This is a genomic window from Mesorhizobium robiniae, from assembly GCF_040545535.1.
Taxonomy (GTDB): domain Bacteria; phylum Pseudomonadota; class Alphaproteobacteria; order Rhizobiales; family Rhizobiaceae; genus Mesorhizobium; species Mesorhizobium robiniae.
On the sequence record NZ_JBEPMC010000003.1, the window covers coordinates 257,833 to 279,787 of the forward strand.

A 21,955-nucleotide genomic window follows, 5' to 3' on the forward strand; every position below is an offset into this window, starting at 1 on the left:
CTGCCGGACATCTCCCCCCCAAGGGGGGAGATTGGCAGTTCCTGCGACGGTGACCGTCTATTAACCTTGGCGATTGGCGAAAGCAGCGGTGACAGCCAATCTCCCCCCTTGAGGGGGAGATGTCCGGCAGGACAGAGGGGGGTGGCTTGGCTCCCACGCTTACAGACAAAGCCGTGTCTACAGCGCCTGGGTCGTGTAATCCCCTTCCGGCTCGTAGAGGCCGTCCTCGATCTTGGTCTTGTGGACGACGTTCAGCCGGCCGCCTTCGACCTTGGAGATGTTCTGGATACCAAAACACTGATGGATCTTGCCGTTGAAGGTTTTCGGCCCTTGCGGATGCTCGGGGCCTTCGGCGAATTCGGTCAAGGCCTCGGTCGCCTCGACCAGCTTGGCGCGGTCTTCCGGCCCCTTGTAGCCGGCATCCTCCATCGCCTTCTTGACGACATAAAGCGTTTCCCAGCAGCCGAACATGTGCGCGGCGGTGGAGACGTCCTTGGGATCGCCGACAGCAGCACCATTGTCGTCGATGCCGACGGCGGCGCGATAGGCCTTCTGCGCGGCGGAATCATCCGGCTGCGCGTAGCGCGGCGAGCCTTCCCAGAAATGGCTGCCGTCGAGGAATTCGAGGCCGGGGCTGTTGATGTCGGTGGCTTCGAGCGAATCGATAAAACCGAACAGCTGCGGCCGGTTGGAGCCGTAGAACTCGCCGAGTTCCTTGACGAAGGTCAGCACCGCCGGGCCGACCATGACGTGGTAGATCACCTCGGTCTCGGCCGGGATCTGCGGAAAATATTTGGTGAAGGACGATTCCGTCGGCGGGATGGCGATCTGGGCGATGACCTCAGCACCTTGCGCCTTCAGTGCCGGAGGCAGGTAGTCGCGATGGTCGTAGCCGAAGGCGAAATCGGGAAAGATCTGCGTCACCTTCTTGCCGGCGTTCGCCGCGATCCATGGCGCCATCGACTGGATCTGGCTCTTCACGTCGGTGATGCCGGGCTGGAACACGTAGCGGTTGAGCTTGGTCGAGGCGACGTGGTGGCCTTCGCTGACGACAAAATACGGCATCTTGGCCTCGCCGGCGGCAGGCGCCGAGCCGATGACGACATGTGAAAACAGCGTGCCGTAGACGATGTCGGTCTTGTGCTGGGTAGCGAACTTGCCGACCACCTCGGCACCCCGGCCGGGATCGGTGCCGTCATCCTCGATGATCACCTCGACCGGCCGGCCATTGATGCCGCCGGCGTCGTTGATCGCCTTGACCGCAGCGGCGGTAGTCTTTTCATACCAGCGGCCATAGGCAGCGCCGATGCCGGTGCGGTGGGACTGGAAGCCGATCTTTATCGGCGCCGAGCTTTGTGCCTGGCTGTAGCGTACGAACCCAGGCGCGACGGCAAGTCCGGCGCCCGCGGCCAATCCCTTCAGCGCCGTGCGGCGGCTGAAACCGGTCTTGGAGAGATCGAAAAACCCATTCTTGTCAGTCACGGCAGTTCCCCTTGTTTTTTGAGTTTTGACCAACGGCTGTAGCGAGGCGGGCCGCTCCTGGTGAGAGCGCCGAAATTGCATGTGTACAAACTAAATCATCAAAGCCCTGATGTGGCAAGCGAGCTTCCCCAAGGATCGATCGACGACATCGAGCCCGGCTTTTGTGTCATCCGGCCGCCGGCGTGGCAAGCAACCAGAGCCCAAAGATCGTATAGGCGATCATCAGCACGGTGAGCGGAAATTGGCTGAGCGCTGCCCGAGCGGGAACCGGATGCAATCGCCAGGCGAGGCCATGAGCGACGAGCACAGCTAGCATGTGGCCGGCGATGATGACGCCGGCCTGGACGTTCCACAGCCACCATGCCGAGCCGGCGCCGGAAACGACGCCGGCTTCGATCTGCAGGTCGGCGGTGCCGAACAGGTTCCAGCCCAAAGCAAACGGGTCGGACAGCGCGGCAATGGCGTATTGGCCGTCGACGAGCAGCGCCGTCAGATAGTGTGCGACATGATAGGCGAGCGCGATCGGCACGATCGACCAGACCAGCAGCCCCGCAGCCTGACCGAGGGAATGCGGGCTTCCGGCAAGGCGCTGGCCAAGGACAATTGCAAGGATGAACGCCGCAGCAAGCAACACGAACGTCAGCACCAGCCCGAAGGTGCCGATGCCTATCACTGTCGTGCGGCCCGGAAACTCTAGCGGATTGATGCCGAACAGGCCGAGCCAGAAGAAGGTTTTCGATAGTCCGTCGAACGAGACCGACGACAGCGCAAGCAGCAGGAAAGCAATGCCGCTGAACGACAGCGGCGCGACATTGCTGAGCTTGGCGCCCGGCCAACAGAGACTGAGCCGGCGGTCTTCGTTGCGCTCGAGGAGGGCGAAGCGCGCAATCATGGCGAAGAACACGGTCAGGAACTCGCCACTGCGGCTCCAGTCGCGATAGCCGAACACCAGCATGGCGGCAAAGTTCAGCAGCCAATAGAGGCCGGCGGCCCAGGCGAGCCGCGCCGGATCGTCGGGCGCCGGGTCGATCAACTCGAACCAGGCGAAGGCGAAGAACAGCGCGACGGCCGGCCAGCAGCCGAGCCATGGGGGCGGGCGCCATGTCTGCCACTTGCCGAACAGGCGCAAAATGACGCGCCAAGGCCCGTACCAGGGGTTCAGCCATGACCAGAGATTGCCGAACAGCCCCTGCAGCAAAACCAACCCCACCCAGAGCAGCGTCCAGATCGTTAGGGGCAGCGGGTTGGAAAGCGGATCGCGGCTGCCGAACAGGCCGGCCGCAATGAGAATTGCAAAGCCGGCAAAAGATACCAGGCTGACGATTGCCCGTGCGCCCTCGCCGAATGCGAAAAGCGGTAGACGCCGCCGCCAAAAGCGGCCGAGAAAGTCTGACGGCAGCAAGGCCAATACGAGGAAGCTGACGGCCACGGCGAGCGCGCCACCGGCGGCGTAGTAGCCGGTGGGAAGGAGCAGGACGTGGCCGCGATCGGAGGCATGGGCGAAGGCCGGGGTGGGCGACAAGAGAATTAACGAAGCCGCAAAGGGCATTGCTATTGCCAAACTGCAGCGCTCTACGGCGCCCCCCTCTGTCCTGCCGGACATCTCCCCCACTTGGGGGGAGATTGCGCCGTCATTGCCGCTTTCGCCAATCGCCAAAGTTGCAGAGGGAGAGCCGGCGGCGGAACTGCCGATCTCCCCCCTCGTGGGGGAGATGTCCGGCAGGACAGAGGGGGGCGCGAAGGAACTCATACTGTGCAAGAGTTCCCTCACCCTCACACCTTGACCAGTTGCTCCACGCGGTCTTTTTCGCCGAAGATCCTGATGTAGCGCGCGATCTCTTTCTCGTCGCCGGTCGCCTTGGCCGGATTGTCGGAGAGCTTGACCGCCGGGCGGCCATTGGCTTCGGTGACCTTGCAGACCAGCGAGATGGCGTCGAGGCGGTTGGTTTCGGTCGGTGCGCAGCCTTCGAAATCATTGGTCAGGTTGGTGCCCCAGCCGAAGGACATGCGTACCTTGCCGCGGAAGTGGCGGTAGGTTTCCTCGATGGTCTCGACCTCGAGCCCGTCGGAGAAGATGAGCAGCTTCTGCTTCGGGTCCTTGCCCTTTTCACGCCACCAGGAAAGGATCTTCTCGCCGCCCTCGATCGGCGGCGCGCTGTCGGGACGGAAGCCGGTCCAGTCGGCGACCCAGTCCGGCGCGTCGCGCAGGAACGAAGCGGTGCCGAAAGCATCGGGCAGCACGATCAGCAGATTGCCGCCATAGTAGCGCTGCCAATCCTGCAGCACCTTATAGGGGGACTGCTTCAATTCCTTTTCCGAATTGGCGAGTGCGGCAAGCACCATCGGCAATTCATGCGCATTGGTGCCGAGCGCTTCGAGGTCGTTATCCATGGCGAGCAGCACGTTGGAGGTGCCGGTAAAAGCCTCGCCGACGCCCTCCTTGAGCGCCTCGACGCACCAACGCTGCCACAGGAAGGAATGGCGGCGACGCGTGCCGAAATCCGAAATGCGGATGCCGGGCAGCGCTTTCAACCGCTCGGTCTTGGCCCACATCTTGGCCTTGGCGCGGGCATAGAGCACGTCGAGCGCAAACGGTCCGAACGCCCGCATGGCCGCGCGCGAGCGCAGCTCGTTGATGATGGCGAGCGCCGGGATCTCCCACAACGTCGTGTACATCCACGGACCGCTGAACGTCAGCTCGTATTGGCCATTGCGCTTGGAAAGCTCGTATTCGGGCAGTCGGAAATTTTCGAGCCAGGCGAGGAATTCAGGTTCGAAAATCTGCTTGCGGCCATAGAAGGTATTGCCGCCGAGCCAGATCATCTCCTTCTTGGAGAAACGCAAAGTGCGTGCATGGTCGAGTTGATCACGCAGCTCCGCCTCGTCGATCTCTTCGGCGAGACGGACCGAAGTGGTGCGGTTGATCAGCGAGAAGGTGGTGTCGACCTTGGGATACATGCCCCAGATCATCTGCAGCATCAAAAGCTTGTAGAAATCGGTGTCGAGCAGGCTGCGGACGATCGGGTCGAGCTTCCAGGTGTGGTTGTAGACGCGCCGCGCTATATCGGTCTTAGTCATGTCTCAATGCCGCCTTCGCTGCTCCCTGCGGAATGCCTCTTAGCATTGAATTTTGGAAAGTGCTGCCGCTTTGCGGGCTGGCCCGACAAAAAGAGAACCCTGCGGCATGTATGCGGCTTCGGCAATTGCAGCCTCAGGATGCGGTCTTAGTGCCGACCACCCGCAGCGCCGGGCGCTTCCTGCGGATGCCGATACGGCCCGCCACCGGCGCATCGGCGCGGCCGTCGGCCTGCTCCTTTTCGGCAAACAGCCAGTCGATGAATAGCTGCACGATCGGCGCCGACCTCATCTCGTTGCGACAGACGACGTAGAAATCGTCGACTGCCGGCACCGACAGGCTGAACGGCGCGACCAGCAGCCCCCTGGCGAGCAGCCCGCTTGCGGTCACCGTATCGCCAAGCGCCACGCCGTGGCCATGAACCGCAGCTTCGCTCGCCATGCGGGCGTCGCCGAGATGATGGCGGCGGCCGCGCTCCAGGTCCAGCGCGTCGGCGGCGGCCAGCCAGGTGTGCCATTCACGACCGTCGTCGCCATGCAGGAAGACATGATCGGCGAGATCGCGCACCGTGCGGATCGGACGGTTGTTGATCAGCGTCGGACTGACCACCGGGAACAGTTCCAGACCCGACCATTTGCGCATCCAGCAATCGGTCCAGCTGCCGTCGCCATAGTGCACGCAGATGTCGATATGCGGTGCCCGGATGTCCTTGGCGTCGTTGGACGGGATCAGCGTCAGCCTGATATCGGGGTATTGCGAGGTGAAGCTGCCGAGCCGCGGGATCATCCACAGCAAAAGCAGCGCCGGCACGCAGGACACTGAGAGTGCGCCGGTGCTGGCCGGCCGGGTCATGCGCTGCGTGGCGGCAGCTATGCCGTCGAAGGCGGTCGACACCGCCGGCAGCAATTCGGCGCCGTGCGGCGTCAGCTTCACCCGCTGGCCGGCGCGCTCGAACAGCTTGACGCCAAGCGACTGTTCGAGCGCCTTGATCTGGTGGCTGATGGCGCCATGAGTGACGTTCAGCTCAGCCGCCGCCTTGGTCAGCGAGGCGTGACGCGCCGTCGCCTCGAAGGCCCGCAGTGGATTCAAAGGTGGCAGACGCTTGGCCATCAGAGCCTCAAACATGTGAGATTTCCTCACAACGAAGACCCTAACAATATCAATTGATTTTTCAATGCGGCTACAAGACACTTTGCCCGGGAACAGTATCAAGACCTGAATCCGCAAGCAGCCGGCGGGATGGCGACCGTCATTGATGGCCGCACTGCACCAGCCATGGAGGACCGATATGGGCTATAACAGCGGCAAGCTCGAGGCGTTGCGCCGCAAGTATGGCGAAAGCCATGGCGGCGAAATGTTCGACCCGAAATTCCGAAAGGTCGCCGACAAGATCTTTTCCAAGAGCGGCACGCGGCTGGCGCCCTATTCCGGCATCCCGACCTTCCTCGCCGCGCCCTATCGGCAGATTGCCGCCGACAATCCGGATTTCGGCGATCTGCAGGTGGCGATGATCGGCGTGCCGATGGACCTCGGCGTCACCAACCGGCCGGGTTCCCGTTTCGGGCCAAGGGCACTGCGCGCTATCGAACGCATCGGCCCCTACAACCATGTGCTGGAATGCGCGCCGACACATGAGCTGAAGGTCGCCGACATCGGCGACGTGCCGTTCCAGAGCCGCTACCGGCTGGAAACCAGCCATGACGACATCGAGCGCCGCACCAACCAGATCGTCGATGCCGGCGTCATCCCGCTTTCGGTCGGCGGCGATCATTCGATCAGCCATCCGATCCTGAAAGCGGTCGGCAAAAAGGCGCCGGTCGGCATGATCCACATCGACGCCCATTGCGACACCAGCGGCCTGTTCGACATGACAAAGTTCCATCACGGCGGGCCGTTCCGCAACGCGGTGCTGGACGGCGTGCTCGACCCGACCCGCACAATCCAGATCGGCATCCGCGGCTCGGCCGAATATCTATGGGAGTTCACCTACGAATCCGGCATGACCGTCGTGCATGCAGAAGAGGTGACCAGCCTCGGCATCCCTGCCATCATCGAGAAGGCGCGCCAGATCGTCGGCGACGGGCCGACCTATGTCTCCTTCGACATCGACAGCGTCGATCCCGCCTTCGCGCCGGGTACCGGCACGCCTGAGGTCGGCGGGCTGACGACGCGGGAGGTGCTCGAACTGCTGCGCGGCCTGAAGGGCCTCAACATCGTCGGCGGCGACGTCGTCGAGGTAGCGCCGCAATATGACGCGACCACCAACACCGCCCATGCCGGCGCGCAGGTGCTGTTCGAGATTCTCAGCCTGATGGTGTTCAGCCCGGCAATAACAGGCAAGGGAGCCTGAGGAGCCCGACATCAAATCCAAGGCGACCGCCGCGCTGGAGCCGGCGGCCGCATTCAAACAAAACAAGCTTCCAGCAGGGGAACGACAATGACATTTCACATGAAGCTCAGATCATCCATCGCCGCCGCGCTGCTGCTCGCCGGTTTTGGTATCGCCACCCAGGCCGCCAATGCCGACGCGGTCGACGACATCACCAAGGCCGGCGCCATCAATGTCGGCATTTTCTCCGACTTTCCGCCCTTCTCCTCGGCCAGTGCCGATATGAGCATCAAAGGCTATGACATCGACGTGGCGCAGTTCATCGCCGACCAGCTCAAGGTCAAGCTCAATTTGGTCAGCGTGACCGGCCAGAACCGAATGCCATATCTTACCGACAAGCGCGTCGATATCCTGATGAGCGTCGGCTACTCCAAGGAGCGTGAGCAGGTGATCGATTTCGCCGCCGCCTACGCGCCCTACTATATCGCCGTGATCGGCCCGGCCGCGCTCAAGGTCGAAGGCAAGGACGACCTCGCCGACAAGTCGATCGCCGTCAACCGCGGCACGCTGGAAGATACGTCGCTTACCGAGGCGGCACCCGCCTCGGCCGATATCCGCCGTTTCGACAACTACAATTCCGTCATCCAGGCCTTCATCTCGGGTCAGACCCAGCTGATGGTCGTCGGCAACGACGTCGGCGCTCAGGTGCTCGCGCGCCAGGAGGCGCTGAAGCCGGAGCAGAAGTTCCAGCTCCTCACCTCACCCTCGCATATCGGCCTCAACAAGAACGAGGACCGCCTGAAGCAAGCGGTCAACGACGCGGTCGCCAAGATGCTGGCCGACGGCAAGCTGGACGAAAGCTCGAAGGCTTGGCTCAAGACGCCGCTCAATCCCGACAACCTCAAGGATTGACATCGAGTGGGCTACAGCCTCGACTTCGGCTGGCTTGCCGATGCGACAGGCGCTATCGCGCGAGGGGCGGCCACGACGATCCTGTTGATCGTTGTGACCACGCTGGCGGGCACGTTCCTCAGCATCCTCGGCGCGGCAGGGCGGCGAAACGGCCCTGCCCTGCTCAAGCGGGCGATCGGCGTCTATGTCGAGGTCATGCGCAACACACCGTTCCTGGTGCAGCTGTTCTTCATCTTCTTCGGGCTGCCCAGCATCGGCATAAGGCTCGATCCGATCCTGGCCGCCATGCTGGCGATGACGCTCAACATGGCGGCCTACACGATCGAGATCGTCGGCGCCGGGCTCGACGCCGTGCCGCGCGGGCAGACGGAAGCAGCACTGGCGCTCGGGCTGCGGCCCCGTCAGGTCTTCGTCAAGATCGTGCTGCCGCAGGCACTCAAGGTGATCTATCCGGCGCTGACCAGCCAGATCATCATCATGATGCTGGAGTCCGCCGTCGTGTCGCAGATCGCAGTGCGCGAGTTGACCTACGAGGCCGACATGCTGCAGGCGCGGACCTTCCGCGCTTTCGAGACCTATTTCGTGGTGACGATGGTCTATCTCGTCCTGTCGATGGGGCTGCGCCGGCTGCTGGTCAGCGGCGGCCGCCGCGCTCTGGGAGCCGGGGTGTCATGATCGAATTCACCTTCTGGGATATCGTGCGCAACCTTCTGCTTGCCGCGCGCTGGACGGTGCTTCTGTCGCTGGCCGCCTTTGTCGGCGGCGGCGTGGTCGGCATGGTCGTTCTGTTCTTCAGGATCGCCAAGAACAAGTGGAGCCGGCGAATTGCTTCGGGCTACATCGCGCTTTTCCAGGGAACGCCGCTGCTCATGCAGCTCTTCCTGATGTTCTTTGGCCTGCCGATGCTGGGCTTGCGTATCGAACCGTGGACCGCCGCTGCACTTGGCCTCACCTTCTTCGCCAGTGCCTATCTCGCCGAAATCTGGCGTAGCGGCGTCGATGCGCTGCCGCGCGGACAATGGGACGCCGGCGCCAGCCTCGGCCTTCATTATCTGCAGGAACTCAGGCTGATCATCCTGCCGCAGGCGTTTTCGATCACCCGCGCGCCGACCGTCGGTTTCCTGGTGCAGCTGGTCAAGTCGACCGCGCTGACCTCAATCATCGGTTTCGAGGAACTGGTCAGGACATCCAACGCCATCAACAATGCGACCTTCGAGCCGTTCACCGTCTATGGGCTGGTCGCTTTGATTTTCTTCATCATGTGCTTCCCGCTGACGCAATACGCACGTTCGCTTGAGCGACGGGCGGCTACAGACTAGGACGCCGGTTCTGCGTTGTGAAAAACGATTGATAACGATAACCGTGTTTCCGGCTGCCTCATCGGAGCGATCCGGTAAGAAGAGTTCTGTGTACTCTCCACATACTTTAGGAAGGGCTTGGGGATGAGAATTGCAATGTTTGTCGCGTTGGCGGCGACAGTGGCTGGATGCGCGACCTCTCCGGTCGACTATGGAGCGTCGCTTTCGAAGCAAGACCAGAAATGGGCGTCGCCGGAATGCCAGCAAGCCCGCCTGGAGGCTTCGGACTACGATGCTCGCGAAAAGAAGCAGCCGGGTTGGGGGACCGGCGTCTTTCTTGGCCCGTACGGATTAGGACTCGCAGCAGCCATCAAGGAGCACCAGCAGAAGCAGCGAAAATTGTTCGCCCGCGAAGTGCACTTGCGGTGCTCAAGTCTGCCATTGCCAGAGGAGTTGCAGAGCGACCCAAAGGCCGCAAGTGCAAATCTGACGAAATATCCATAGGCGTCACGCCGTCCTTCGCGACGAAAGCGTGAGGGCCGGCACACACAAAGTTGGACCGCCTTCGGACGAACCGGCAGCCGCTTTCATCCATGCGCAAAGGAGAGCGGTGGCGCGATCCTGTCCCGCCGCAGCCAACGCGCCAGAAGCAGCACCGCTACCACCGCCAGACCCAGCGATAGGCCGATCCAGATGCCGACGCCGTCGAGCCCGGAATAGAAGGCGAGCAGCACGCCGAGCGGCAGGCCGATGCCCCAATAGCCGATCGCCGCATAGATCATCGGCACCGTGGTGTCGTGCAGGCCGCGCAGCATGCCCGCGGCCACGGCCTGCGCGCCGTCGAAAATCTGGAAAAGCGCGGCAAAGGCAAGGAACGACACGGCAAGCCCGATCACCCTGGCATTGGCCGGATCGCCAAGGTCGATAAAGGCGCTGATCAGCAGTTGCGGCCACAGGATCATCACCAGCCCCATCAGCGCCATGAACGAGACGCCAATGACAAAGGCGGTCCAGCCGGCGCGGGAAACACCTTCCGGATTGCCGGCGCCATGGGCGAGCCCGACGCGCACAGTGGCCGCCTGGTTGAGGCCGAGCGGCACCATGAAGCTGATCGAGGCGATCTGGATGGCGATGGCATGCGCCGCGAGCGAGGCCGCGTCGATCAGGCCCATGAGAAGGGCTGCCGCGTTGAAGATCGTCACCTCGAAGGCAAGGAGGCCGGCGATCGGCAGGCCGAGTCGCAGCAATCCCTTGAAGCGCGGCCAGTCGGCCCGCCAGAAGCGCCCAAACAGCCGATAACGGCGAAACTTCGGCTCAAGCATCACCACAGCCGCCATGCCGACGAACATCAGTGTGCTGGACAACGTCGTCGCGAGGCCGGAACCGGCGATGCCCATCGCAGGGGCGCCGAGATTGCCGAACATGAGTACCCAGTTGAAGAAGACATTGCAGGCGACGGCAACGAAGACGATGACCAGCGCCCAGCCCGGCCGCTCCAGCGCCGAGATGAACGAGCGCAGGACGATATAGCCGTAGAAGGGCAGGACCGCCCATTCGAGCCAGCGCAGGTAGATGCCGGCCTGATGCGCGAGCGCCGGCTCCTGGCCCATGGCCAGCAACACGGCTTCGCCGTGCCAGAGAAAGATCCAGATCGGAATGCAGATGAGGATCGCCAGCCACAGGCCCTGCCGCACGGTGCGGCGCAGGTCGCGCACCGAGTGGCGGCGGCGGCCGAGTTCCGTAGCGATCATCGGCGAGGTCGCCAGCATCAGGCCAAGCCCGAAGATCAGCGGCATGAAATAGAGGTTGGCGCCGAGCGCGCCGCTGGCCAGTGTGTCCGGACCCAGCCGCCCCATCATCATGACATCGGTGGCGGTCATCGCGGTCTGGCCGAGATTGGTGAGCACCATCGGCCAGGCGAGCGCCAGCGTCGCCCTGATTTCCTGACGCCAAAGATTTTCCGGCGCGCGGGCGCCGGCTTCTACCGCAGACATTTTTTTCGCCTATCCGATTGCGGCGCGTCGGCAAACACCGGAAGCCGCGTCTCAACGCGGAACATGGCCGTTTGGCCCGGATTCCGCATCAACGGCACGGCTTGTCTACGAAATTGGTAGGGATGGCAAGAGGCTGACGCAGCCAAGGATTAAGCCAGCAAAGGCCGAGTTGTCTCAATCCCGCCTATTTGGAGAGAGCATGGAAGCCGCTATGGTTTGCGCCGTGGCCAATCCCAACAAGGGGGCGGCGTACAGATTCCATCGAAAGGCATGCAGATGAGCGCGTTTCCCGAAATCTACCTGGTTCGGCATGGCGAGACGGAATGGAGCGCTTCCGGCAAGCATACCGGCCTGACCGATATACCGCTGACGCCTGCCGGCGAGGCGGCCGCTGGACGGATCACCGAGCGGCTGCAGGGGCTTTCGTTCCAGGCCGTCTGGTCGAGCCCGTCGCAGCGTGCCTTAAAGACTTGTATGCTGGCCGGCTTCGGCTCGGCCGGCGTAAAGAAGGCCGACCTGGCCGAATGGGATTACGGCGCTTACGAGGGCCTGACCACCAAGGAGATCCTCATCGAGCGTCCAGGCTGGCAGCTTTTTCGCGACGGCTGCCCCAACGGCGAGGCGGCAGAGGATGTTGGCGCAAGAGCAGACCGGATCGTCAACGAGCTGCGTGGTGTCAACGGCAATGTCCTGGTGTTCTCCAGCGCTCATTTCCTGCGGGTGCTGGCCGCGCGCTGGCTCGGCCTGCCGCCGCAGGATGGCGCCCTCTTCGTTCTGGACACCGCCAGCATAAGCGTGCTCGGCTATGAGCACGACCTCGGCGAACCTATTATCCGGCGCTGGAACCAGAGGTAGCATTACAGGCTGTTCGAGCCTACCTGATCGCGTCCAGCGCCTGCCTCTGCCGGTGCATCTCCAAGAACACGCGGTAGTCGCGATCGAAGCGGCCGGCGGCCGCCGGATTGGACGCTCGCGTCTTGCCGCCCTGCTGCATGGCGATGCAGGCGGTGTTGAGATTGGGAAAAAGCCCGGCGGCGGTCGCGGCAATCATGCCGGTGCCGAGCAGCACCGCCTCGTCGGCCAATGGCTCGACCACCGTACAGCCCGTGGCGTCGGCATAAAGCTCCATCAGCAGCGGGTTCTTGGTGTGGCCGCCGGTGACATGCAGCGTGTCGATCAGGTAGCCGTTCTCGTTCAGCGCCTCCAGCACATGGCGCACGCCAAGCGCGATGGCGACGGCGGTGCGCCAATAGAGCTTGCACAGGCTGTCGAAGGAGGAATCCAGCGTCAGTCCGCTGATGACGCCGACGGCATGCGGGTCGGCCAGCGGCGAACGGTTGCCGTGGAAATCCGGCAGCACATGCAGCCTTGCCGCGAGATTCTCGCCCTCCATGGCGCGCAGTTCGGCGACGCGGCGGGCGATCCTGGCGTGCATGGCTGCGTCCGGATCTCCACCTGCACCATGCCAGCGGATGATGTGATCGAGCAGCGCGCCGGTGGCCGATTGACCGCCTTCCGACAGCCAAAGCCTGGGAAGGGCCGCGCCATAATAGGGACCCCAGACGCCGGCAAAGGGCTGCGGATCGGGCGACATCGCCATGACGCAGCTCGACGTGCCGGCGATCAGGGCCAGATGCCGGCCGATGTTGGTTTCGTCGCCGGCAAAGCCGCCGAGCACGCCAAGAGCGCCGGCATAGGCATCGATGACGCCGGCGCCGACCCGGCATTTTTCGGTAAGGCCAAGCTCGGCCGCCGCTTGCACGCTCAACCGGCCGATGTCGGTCCCGACCGGGCTGGCCTTGGCCGGCAGATTGCCATGCTCGAACAGGTCGGCAAGGCCTACCGTTTCGAAGAAGCTGCGCTGCCAGCCGGTTTCCTCATGCGCAAGATAGGTCCATTTGGCGGTCAGCGTGCATTGCGAACGGGCGAGCGACCCGGTCGCCTTCCAGGTGAGGAAGTCAGTAAGGTCGAATAGAAAGCCGGCTTCATTCCATGTTCCGGGCAGGTTGCGCTTCAGCCACATCAGCTTCGGCGTCGCCATTTCCGGCGACATGACGCCGCCGATATAGTCGAGCACGGCGTGGCCGCTTTCGGTGCATTCATCGGCCTCGGCAATGGCGCGGTGGTCGAGCCAGACGACGGTGTCCCAACGCGTTTCGCCTGACACCGAGACGCTGAGTTGGCCGCCATTCCTGTCCCGCACCACCAGCGAGCAGGTGGCGTCGAAGGAGATGCCGACGATGTCCTCAGCTGCCACGCCGGCCTTTTCGCGGGCTGCCTGCACGGCGGTGCAGACCGCCGACCAGATATCCTGCGAATCGTGTTCGGCGTGATCGGCCTTCGGCCGGTTCATGGCGATCGGATGCTCGGCGCGGCCGAGCAAGGTGCCTCCGGTGTCGAGAATGCCCGCACGGGCGCTCCCGGTACCGACATCGACCGCGCAAACGAAATTGTTCGTCAAGGTGTTCTTGCTCTCGCTCCCAGGCCTGCAATCAGATCGGGCAATTGCAGCATGTCGGCGAATATAAAGTCCGGTTCACTCGACGCAAGCCGCGCTTTCAATGCCGGGTTGCCGGCATGCGAGCCGCCAGTGAAGGCAAGCACGCGCATGCCCGCGGCCCGTGCCGCTTCGACGCCGGCCGGGCTGTCCTCGACGACGAGACAATTTTGCGGGATCGCTCCCATTTCGGCGGCGGCGTGGAGAAAGAGATCCGGCGCCGGCTTGCCCCGCGCCACCATGGCGGCGCTGAACAGATGCGGCTCGAGCAGTCCGAGCAGCCCGGTGACCTCGAGCGCATGGCGGATGCGCTCAAGCGTGCCGGAAGAGGCAACGCAGCATGGCATGCCAAGGCTCGGCAGAACCTGCCCGACGCCGGGGATCGGCTTCAGCTCCTTGCTAAACTTGCGCATCAGCTCAACACGCATCTCGCTCAGATGCCGGTCGGTGATATCAAGCTCGAAGTCGCGAAGAAGAATTTCGCGAACGCTTTTCATGCTCTTGCCGAGGAAATGCTCATAAGCGATCTCCTCGCTGATCGTGCCGCCGGCGATCGTGATCATGCCAAGCAGCGCCGCGACGGACAGCGTCTCGCTGTCGACCAGCACGCCGTCGCAGTCGAAAATGACCAGCTCAGGCGCCATTCAGAGCCGGCCGGCGAGGTAGCGCGTCAGCGTCGTACGCGCGCCATCCGCCCAGAGCGCCTTGAGCGCATTGGCAAAGGCTTCGGCGAACGCCGCCGAGCGGCCGACGTCGCCATAGATGTCTTCCATGGCAAGCCAGGCGGCAGGCGCGTCCTTTGCCGCTTTGGCAGTCGTCTGCAGCCGGTCCCAGCTCGGATCGTTGGGTTCGATGACGGCGCCGCTATCGGTCGTGCCGAAGCAGTAGCGGCACCAGAGCGCCGATTCCAGCGCCAGGCCGGCGACGCCCTTGCCGGCTTTCAGCCGGTCCGCGATGGTCGGGATGATGAATTTCGGCTGGCGGTTGGAGCCATCGAGACAGAGCCTGCGAATCGTGTCGCCGATCTTCGGATTGGAGAAGCGGTGCTCGATGAGCTGATAGTAATCCTCCAGCACGGTGTCGGGCACCGGCGGCACGGTCGGGATGATCTCGTCATGCTCCAGCCTGTCGAGAAAGCCGCGCACCAGCGGCTCCTGCATCGCCTCGTGGACAAAATGGATGTCCATCAGCCCGGCCGGATAGGCGATAGTCGCATGGCCGCCATTGAGGATGCGGATCTTCATCAGTTCGTAGGGCGCGACATCGCTGACGAACTGCACGCCGACCTTTTCCAGCGGCGGGCGGCCGTCGGTGAATCGATCTTCCAGGACCCATTGCTTGAAGGGTTCGCAGAACACCGGCCAATTGTCGTCGAGGCCGAACTCGCTCGACAGAATGCCGCGCTCACGGTCGGTGGTGGCCGGCGTGATGCGGTCGACCATGCCGTTGGGAAAGGCGACTTCCTCGCTCACCCAGTTTGCCAGATCCTCGTCGATCAGGCGGGCGAGACCAATGACGCCATCGGCGGTGACATGGCCGTTGTGGGGGATGTTGTCGCAGGACATAATCGTGAACGGCACGATGCCGTCTTCGCGTCGGCGCAACAGCCCAGCCAGGATGATGCCGAAAACGGTCTTCGGCGTAGCTCCCGGCTGCGCATCGGCGACGATGTCGGGATGGGTCGGATTAAACAGCCCCGACGCCGGATCGATGAAGTAGCCCCCTTCGGTGATGGTCAGCGAGACGATCTTTATAGCAGGATCGGCCATACGCTCGATGATCGCTGCCGCATCGCCCGGCATCAGGAAGTCGATCATGACACCGGTGACGCGGGCGCTCATGTGGCCGCTGTCCTGCTCGACCACGGTGGTCAGCCAGTCCTGTTCCTGCAGCTTGCCGCGGCCGAGCTTTTCGCCCTCGAAGACGCCGGCGCCAACGATCGCCCACTCGTGGCCGACACCCGAATTGAACAGATCGTCGAGATAGACTGCCTGGTGCGAGCGGTGGAAATTGCCGACTCCGAAATGCACGATGCCGGCTTTGAGCGCGGCGCGATCATATTTCGGGCCGGCAACCTTGGGCGGAAGCTTGGCGAGGATCGAAGACGAGAGTTTCACGGTCATCTGCTTTTTATCCTTGGGTGGGGTGCCTCTTCTCCCCGTGGAGGAAACGGGGAGAAGAGCGCCTTCGCCCCCTCAACTCATCCACTGGCCGCCATCGACATTGTAGGTCTGGGCGACGATATATTCGGCGTCTTCGCTGGCCAGGAACACCGCCATGCCGGTGAGGTCTTGCGCGGTGCCCATGCGGCCATAGGGGACCGCTTGGCCGACCAGCTTCTTCTTCTCGCCCTTCGGCCGGTTTTCATATTTGGCGAACAGTGAATCGACGTGATCCCAATGCTCGCCGTCGACGACGCCCGGCGCAATGGCGTTGACGTTGATGCGGTGCTTGATCAGGTCGAGCCCAGCCGACTGAGTGAGCGAGATGACGGCGGCCTTGGTGGCGCAATAGACGCCAACCAGCGCCTCGCCGCGGCGCCCGGCCTGGCTCGCCATGTTGATGATCTTGCCACCCTTGCCGCGCGCGATCATCGAGCGGCTTGCTGCCTGCAGCATGAACAGCGTGCCGGCCACATTGACGGAAAACAGACGGTCGTAGCTCGCTTTGGTGATCTCGACGATCGGCGCTAGGTCGAACAGAGCGGCGTTGTTGATCAAAATGTCCAATCCGCCGGTCCTTGTCTCTACCGCCTTGACCGCCGCCTCGATCGAAGCGAGGTCGGTGACATCGAGTTTCACGGCATAAGCCGCGCTGCCGATTTCCGAAGCCGTCTTTTCGGCCGCTTCGAGGTTGATGTCGGCAATCGCCACCGTGGCGCCCTCGCGCACATAGGCTTCGGCGAACGCCCTGCCGATACCGCGCGCCGACCCGGTGATCAGCGCCGATTTACCCTCAAGCCTCATTGCATCATTGCCTTTCCGTCGGCGCCGAAACGGTGCAGCTTCGCCTTGTCGGGGGTCAGATAGATCGTGTCGCCGTGATCGGCGGCCAGTTCGCCGTCGGCACGCACCGTCAGCGGGCCGACGCCGTCGGCCTGCACGTGCAAGAACGTGTCGGAGCCAAGGTGCTCGGCGACGCCGACGGTGGCCTTCCAGTCGCCTGATGTCTTCGAGATGTTCATGTGCTCCGGACGGATACCAACGGTCCTGGCGCCGTACTTGGCTGCCGGCGCGCCTTCGATCAGGTTCATCTTCGGCGAGCCGATGAAGCCGGCGACGAACAGGTTCTTCGGCGTCTTGTAGAGCTCCATCGGCGAGCCGACCTGTTCGACATTGCCGGCATTGAGCACGACGATCTTGTCGGCCATGGTCATCGCCTCGACCTGATCATGGGTGACGTAGACCATCGTCGTCTTGAGCTGATGATGCAGCTCGCTGATTTCCAGTCGCATGGTGCCGCGCAGCGCCGCATCGAGGTTGGACAAAGGTTCGTCGAACAGGAAGGCCGAAGGCTGGCGCACGATGGCGCGGCCGATGGCGACGCGCTGGCGCTGGCCGCCGGAGAGCTGGCCTGGACGGCGCTCGAGATAGTTGGTGAGGTTCAGGACGCGCGCCGCGTCCTTCACCTTCCTGTCGATCGTCGCCTGATCTTCGCCGGCCATCTTGAGCGGGAAGGCGATGTTTTTGGCCACCGTCATATGCGGGTAGAGCGCATAGGACTGAAACACCATGGCCAGCTTGCGCTTGGCCGGCGCCTCGCCGGTAACGTCACGGCCATCGATGTTGATGGTGCCGCCGCTGGTATCCTCCAGTCCGGCGATCAGCCGCAGCAGTGTGGACTTGCCGCAGCCCGACGGGCCGACGAAGACGACGAACTCGCCATCCTCGATCACCAGGTCGATGTTCGGGATGATGGTCGTTGCCCCAAAGGACTTGGAGACGTTCTTGAGCGTGATGTTTCCCATGGTTTCCTCCCCGAGGGGTTGTTTTTCGCCAGATGCTTCGAGCAATGTCCCTACTTCACGGCGCCAAATGTCAGGCCGCGCACCAGCTGCTTCTGGCTGAACCAGCCCATGATCAGGATCGGCGCGATCGCCAGCGTCGAGGCCGCCGACAGCTTGGCCCAGAACAGGCCTTGCGGGCTGGAGAAGGAACTGATGAAGGCGGTGAGGGGTGCCGCCTCGGTGGTGGTCAGCCGGATCGTCCAGAACGCCTCGTTCCATGCCAAGATGATGTTGAGCAGCATCGTCGAGGCGATGCCCGGCACCGCCATCGGCGTCAGCACATAGACGATCTCGTTCCAGAGCGATGCGCCATCCATGCGCGCCGCCTCCAGGATCTCGCCCGGGATCTCGCGGAAGTAGGTGTAGAGCATCCACACCACGATCGGCAGGTTGATCAGCATCAGCATGATCATCAGTCCGATGCGGCTGTCGAGCAATCCGGTATCGCGGAAGATCAGGTAAATCGGGAACAGCACGGCAACCGCCGGCATCATCTTGGTGGAAAGCATCCACATCAGGATGTCCTTGGTCCACTTGCCCGGCGAGAAAGCCATCGACCATGCCGCCGGTATGGCGACAAGCAAAGCCAGGATGGTCGAACCCACCGCCAGGAACACCGAATTGAGGAAGAACTTGAAGTAGCCGTTCTGCGCCTCGACCGCGGTATAGCTCTCGGTGGTTCCCGACGGGAACAGGTTGAAGCCCTGGATGGCTTCCTGCTCCGACTTGAACGACGTGATGATCGTATAGAGGATCGGGAAGAAGATCAGCAGGGCGACGATCCAGGCGGCCGCGGTCGCGATCGTCTTGTGCTGGGTGCTGACTGCACGTGCCATTGTTTCCTCCCTTATTTGTCCAGGTTCTTGCCGACCGCGCGCATGGCGAAGAAGGCGACGATGTTGGCGAGAATGACGGCGATGATTCCGCCGGCCGATGCCTGGCCGATTTTGAACTCCAGCAGCGCCTTCTGGTAGACGAGGAAGGGCAGGTTGGTGGAGGCGTAGCCTGGACCGCCATTGGTGGTGACGAGGATCTCGGCATAGACCGACAAAAGGAAGATGGTCTGGATCAGGATGACGACGGTGATGGCGCGCGACATGTGCGGCAGCGTCAGATAGATGAAGCGGCTGATGAAGCCGGCGCCATCCATCTCGGCGGCTTCCTTCTGCTCGCCGTCGAGCGACTGCAGCGAGGTCAAAAGGATCAATGTCGCAAATGGCAGCCACTGCCAGGCGACAATGATGATGATCGCGGTAAGCGGATACTGCCCGAACCAGTCGATCGGCTGCCCGCCGAAGAAGCGCGCAATATCGGCAAAGACGCCGTATTGCGGATGCATGATCATGTTCTTCCAGACCAGTGCGGCCACCGGCGGCATCACGAAGAACGGCGAGATGACGAGGATGCGGACGATGCCCTGTCCCCATATCGGCTGATCGAGCAAGAGAGCCAGCAGGATGCCGCCGACCACTGTGATCAAAAGCACGGCCACGACGATGGTCAACGTGTTGAGGATCGACTGCAGGAACGCCGGATTGGAATAGAAAAGCGCGTAGTTCGAGAAGCCGACGAAACCATCGCGGATCGGGTTGAGCGGATTATACTGCTGGAAGGAAAACCACAGGGTGAATGCCAGCGGAACAATCATCCAAACCAGCAGCAGCACCACGGATGGCGCCATCATAAAGCGGGCAAGCGAACGGGTCTGCTGAGTAGCCATGACGGTCACCCTTCAAAGGTCAGCCAATTTTCAAGAGTGTGAAAGTGGCCGCCCGAACTGGGATTCGGGCGGCCTCTGCTGCCGGCCATGATGGGCAACCGGCACCGGGAGGAGCCTTACTGGATGTAACCGCCCTCGGTCATCGTCGCCGTGGCGGCGTCCTGCGCCTGCTTCAAAGCGTCGTCGACGCTCGTCTGGCCGGCGAGTGCGGCTGAGAAGAGCTGGCCGACAGTGGTGCCAAGGCCCTGGAACTCGGGAATGGCGACGAACTGAACGCCGACATAGGGCACCGGCTTGACGGTCGGATGCGTCGGATCGGCGGCATTGATCGAGTCCAGCGTCATCTTGGCGAAGGGCGCCGCCTTCTGGTACTCGGGGTTGGCGTAGAGTGAGGAGCGCGTTCCGGGCGGAACATTGGCCCAGCCTTCCTTCGATGCGACGAGCTCGGCATAGGCTTTGCTGGTTGCCCAGGAGACGAATTTCTGAGCAGCGTCTGCCTTTTGCGTGCCGGCGGGAATGGCCAGCGACCAGGCCCATAGCCAGTTGCCGCGCTTGCCCAAGCCGTTGTCGGGCGCCAGCGCATAGCCGACCTTGTCGGCAACCGTCGAGTTCTTCGGGTCGGAGACGAACGAGGCAGCGACGGTGGCGTCGATCCACATGCCGCACTTGCCCTGCTGGAACAGCGCCAGGTTTTCGTTGAAGCCGTTGGACGACGCGCCCTCCGGGCCGTTGGCCTTCATCAGGTCGACATAGAACTGCAACGTGTTCTTCCATTCGGGCTGGTCGAACTGCGGCTTCCAGTGCTCATCGAACCAGCGTGCGCCGAAGGAGTTCGACATGGCAGTCAGGAAGGCCATGTTCTCGCCCCAGCCGGCCTTGCCGCGCAGGCAGACGCCGTTCACGCCATTGGCGCGATCGGTCATCTTGTCGGCAGCTTGCTTGATGAAGTCCCAGGTCGGCGCGTCGGGCATGGTCAGCCCAGCCTTCTCCATCAGGTCCTTGCGGTACATGACGAAGGAGCTTTCGCCGTAGAACGGTGCGGCATAAAGGGTGCCGTCGACCGACAGGCCGCCTGCTATCGCCGGGATGATGTCCTTGACGTCATAGTCGTCGCCGAGCTTGTCGAGCGGCAGCAGCCAGCTCTGCTTGGCCCAGATCGGAACCTCATAGGTGCCGATTGTCATCACGTCATACTGGCCACCCTTGGTGGCGATATCGGTGGTAACGCGCTCGCGCAGCACGTTCTCCTCGAGCGTGACCCACTGGAGCTGGATATCGGGGTTCTTGGCGGTGAAGTCGTCGGTCAGCGTCTGCATGCGGACCATATCGCCATTGTTGACGGTGGCGATGGTGATGGATTCGGCATGCGCGGCGAACGCAAATGCGCTGGCCGACAACAGACCCAGGGTGAGCGTGCGAAATTTCATCAATTCCTCCCATAGACCAAGCTGAGCATTTGCCTTGGCTATGGGCAATTACTCACTCTCCGTGAATTATGTCAAGCCGGATTCGTTGCTGCAGCGCAGCACGCTGGCTCCAGCGGCATCCGGTTCCGGACGCTTGCGGAACTGTTTGAAGACGGTTGGGATGGCTCTCGGCGCGCGCGAAATGTCGGATTTCAATGCCCGCTTGATCGGATGGATCGTCGACCTATTGATCGGCAATCTCGGCCAGAATCCAATCGCGGAAGGCGCGGATCTTCGGCACATTGCGCCGCGCCTGGGGATAGACCAGCCAATAGGCCTGGCCGTCGTTCCCGACCAGATCGAAAGGCTGAATCAGGCGGCCGTCGGCAAGCTCGGCCTTGAAAAGAGCGGCCGTCACGATCGCCACGCCCTGCCCGGCAATCGCGGCGTTCGCCTCATAGGCCTGGGCACCCATGCTGGTGCCGGGGCGTTTGGCTAGTTCCTCGACCGGCAGGCCGGCAGCGATAAACCAGTCCCGCCACCAGATGTCGCCGGGGTCGAGGATCGGCAGGCGCAACAGATCGGCCGGCTCCTTCACCCCGCCGATGGTCGCGGCGAGTTTCGGGCTCAGCATCGGCGTGAAGTCGGCGTTGAAAAGCTTGTGCACCTCCACGCCCGGCCAGTTTCCGCTGCCCGAACGGATGGCGATGTCGATATCCTCACGGCTGAAATCGACAAGGCGGCTCGATGTGTCGAGACGCACAGCCAGCGACGGATGCGCGACCTGGAACGAGCCGAGGCGCTGCGCCAGCCAGTTGGACGCAAACGTCAGCAGCGTCGAAACGCACAGCACGCCATCGACGCCGCTGCGCGCGGCGGCATAGGCTCCGCTTAACAGGGCAAAGGCCTCGCTGACCGCCGGCGCCAGACGCTGCCCCGCCTCGGTCAACACGATCTGCTTGGGACGGCGCAGGAACAAAGGCGCGCCGACGCGCTCCTCCAGGAGCTTGATCTGATAGCTCGCCGCTGCCTGCGTCATGCCGAGTTCGCCGGCGGCCTTGGTGAAGGATAGATGCCGCGCCACCGCCTCGAACACGCGGATCGCGGCGAGCGGCGGGAGCTGCGAAATCTGTCGCGCATTGAGTTCGGGCATAAGGCCTCCTTATGGGCCGTGATCGACGTTTGATTGGCGGCAAGGCGCCGTCCAGCCGATATTTGAGGTCGACGATCACTCT

20 protein-coding genes are annotated in these 21,955 nt (G+C 62.9%); 6 read left to right on the plus strand and 14 right to left on the minus strand.

What is annotated here, in order from left to right; genetic code table 11:
• Positions 1-177: 177 nt before the first annotated feature.
• The 4 genes from ABID19_RS09375 to gcvA (ABID19_RS09390) all read right to left on the minus strand — a co-directional run bounded on the left by ABID19_RS09375 (position 178) and on the right by gcvA (ABID19_RS09390) (position 5,668).
• Positions 178-1,482 (minus strand): ABC transporter substrate-binding protein, encoded by a 1,305-nt coding sequence (locus tag ABID19_RS09375; protein ID WP_354489902.1) that lies wholly within the window; start codon positions 1,480-1,482, stop codon positions 178-180.
• Positions 1,483-1,648: 166 nt separating this feature from the next.
• The gene (locus ABID19_RS09380) at positions 1,649-3,031 is read right to left on the minus strand and encodes a hypothetical protein (RefSeq protein ID WP_435528706.1); all 1,383 of its coding nucleotides are present in this window, start codon (positions 3,029-3,031) and stop codon (positions 1,649-1,651) included.
• A 224-nt stretch (positions 3,032-3,255) separates the two neighbouring features.
• Entirely contained in the window at positions 3,256-4,560 is a 1,305-nt protein-coding gene (pncB, locus tag ABID19_RS09385; protein ID WP_354489905.1) for a nicotinate phosphoribosyltransferase, read from the minus strand.
• 133 nt (positions 4,561-4,693) lie between these two features.
• A complete protein-coding gene (gcvA, locus tag ABID19_RS09390) occupies positions 4,694-5,668 on the minus strand; it encodes a transcriptional regulator GcvA (protein WP_292397631.1) in 975 nt (324 codons plus the stop codon).
• Positions 5,669-5,846: 178 nt separating this feature from the next.
• Between gcvA (ABID19_RS09390) and speB the strand changes: the two genes are divergently transcribed.
• The 5 genes from speB (at position 5,847) to ABID19_RS09415 (ending at position 9,601) form a co-directional block, all read left to right on the plus strand.
• Positions 5,847-6,908, plus strand: coding sequence for an agmatinase (gene speB / locus ABID19_RS09395; RefSeq protein ID WP_354489906.1), 1,062 nt, complete (start codon positions 5,847-5,849; stop codon positions 6,906-6,908).
• A gap of 87 nt (positions 6,909-6,995) precedes the next feature.
• Entirely contained in the window at positions 6,996-7,799 is an 804-nt protein-coding gene (locus ABID19_RS09400; protein ID WP_354489908.1) for a transporter substrate-binding domain-containing protein, read from the plus strand.
• A gap of 6 nt (positions 7,800-7,805) precedes the next feature.
• Positions 7,806-8,474 carry an amino acid ABC transporter permease gene (locus ABID19_RS09405; RefSeq protein ID WP_354489910.1) on the plus strand — a complete coding sequence of 223 codons (669 nt, stop codon included), beginning with the start codon at positions 7,806-7,808 and terminating at the stop codon, positions 8,472-8,474.
• A complete protein-coding gene (locus ABID19_RS09410) occupies positions 8,471-9,118 on the plus strand; it encodes an amino acid ABC transporter permease (RefSeq protein WP_354489911.1) in 648 nt (215 codons plus the stop codon). Before ABID19_RS09405 ends, ABID19_RS09410 begins: the two co-directional genes overlap by 4 nt.
• 123 nt (positions 9,119-9,241) lie before the next feature.
• Entirely contained in the window at positions 9,242-9,601 is a 360-nt protein-coding gene (locus tag ABID19_RS09415; RefSeq protein WP_354489913.1) for a hypothetical protein, read from the plus strand.
• Positions 9,602-9,684: 83 nt separating this feature from the next.
• Here the strand turns inward: ABID19_RS09415 and ABID19_RS09420 are convergent, their stop codons facing one another.
• Complete coding sequence (locus ABID19_RS09420) at positions 9,685-11,091, minus strand: MATE family efflux transporter (RefSeq protein ID WP_354489915.1); 1,407 nt, start codon at positions 11,089-11,091, stop codon at positions 9,685-9,687.
• Positions 11,092-11,367: 276 nt separating this feature from the next.
• On the opposite strand from ABID19_RS09420, the gene ABID19_RS09425 reads away from it, so the two are divergent.
• Positions 11,368-11,946, plus strand: coding sequence for a histidine phosphatase family protein (locus tag ABID19_RS09425; RefSeq protein ID WP_354489917.1), 579 nt, complete (start codon positions 11,368-11,370; stop codon positions 11,944-11,946).
• A gap of 19 nt (positions 11,947-11,965) precedes the next feature.
• On the opposite strand, the gene ABID19_RS09430 is transcribed toward ABID19_RS09425, so the two are convergent.
• The 9 genes from ABID19_RS09430 to gcvA (ABID19_RS09470) all read right to left on the minus strand — a co-directional run bounded on the left by ABID19_RS09430 (position 11,966) and on the right by gcvA (ABID19_RS09470) (position 21,873).
• Positions 11,966-13,552 carry an FGGY-family carbohydrate kinase gene (locus ABID19_RS09430; RefSeq protein ID WP_354489919.1) on the minus strand — a complete coding sequence of 529 codons (1,587 nt, stop codon included), beginning with the start codon at positions 13,550-13,552 and terminating at the stop codon, positions 11,966-11,968.
• A complete protein-coding gene (locus ABID19_RS09435) occupies positions 13,549-14,232 on the minus strand; it encodes an HAD family hydrolase (RefSeq protein WP_354489920.1) in 684 nt (227 codons plus the stop codon). Before ABID19_RS09435 ends, ABID19_RS09430 begins: the two co-directional genes overlap by 4 nt.
• Positions 14,233-15,711: a mannitol dehydrogenase family protein gene (locus ABID19_RS09440; protein ID WP_354489922.1), complete on the minus strand. Its 1,479-nt coding sequence runs from the start codon at positions 15,709-15,711 to the stop codon at positions 14,233-14,235. It abuts the gene before it with no gap.
• A 72-nt stretch (positions 15,712-15,783) separates the two neighbouring features.
• Positions 15,784-16,554, minus strand: a complete 771-nt coding sequence (locus tag ABID19_RS09445; protein ID WP_354489924.1) for an L-iditol 2-dehydrogenase — start codon at positions 16,552-16,554, stop codon at positions 15,784-15,786.
• Positions 16,551-17,555, minus strand: coding sequence for an ABC transporter ATP-binding protein (locus tag ABID19_RS09450; RefSeq protein WP_354489926.1), 1,005 nt, complete (start codon positions 17,553-17,555; stop codon positions 16,551-16,553). Before ABID19_RS09450 ends, ABID19_RS09445 begins: the two co-directional genes overlap by 4 nt.
• A 50-nt stretch (positions 17,556-17,605) precedes the next feature.
• Positions 17,606-18,430: a carbohydrate ABC transporter permease gene (locus ABID19_RS09455; protein WP_354489928.1), complete on the minus strand. Its 825-nt coding sequence runs from the start codon at positions 18,428-18,430 to the stop codon at positions 17,606-17,608.
• Positions 18,431-18,441: 11 nt separating this feature from the next.
• Positions 18,442-19,314 carry a carbohydrate ABC transporter permease gene (locus tag ABID19_RS09460; protein WP_354489930.1) on the minus strand — a complete coding sequence of 291 codons (873 nt, stop codon included), beginning with the start codon at positions 19,312-19,314 and terminating at the stop codon, positions 18,442-18,444.
• A 116-nt stretch (positions 19,315-19,430) separates the two neighbouring features.
• Positions 19,431-20,741 (minus strand): ABC transporter substrate-binding protein, encoded by a 1,311-nt coding sequence (locus tag ABID19_RS09465; protein WP_354489931.1) that lies wholly within the window; start codon positions 20,739-20,741, stop codon positions 19,431-19,433.
• Positions 20,742-20,964: 223 nt separating this feature from the next.
• Complete coding sequence (gene gcvA, locus ABID19_RS09470) at positions 20,965-21,873, minus strand: transcriptional regulator GcvA (protein ID WP_354489932.1); 909 nt, start codon at positions 21,871-21,873, stop codon at positions 20,965-20,967.
• Positions 21,874-21,955: the final 82 nt, after the last annotated feature.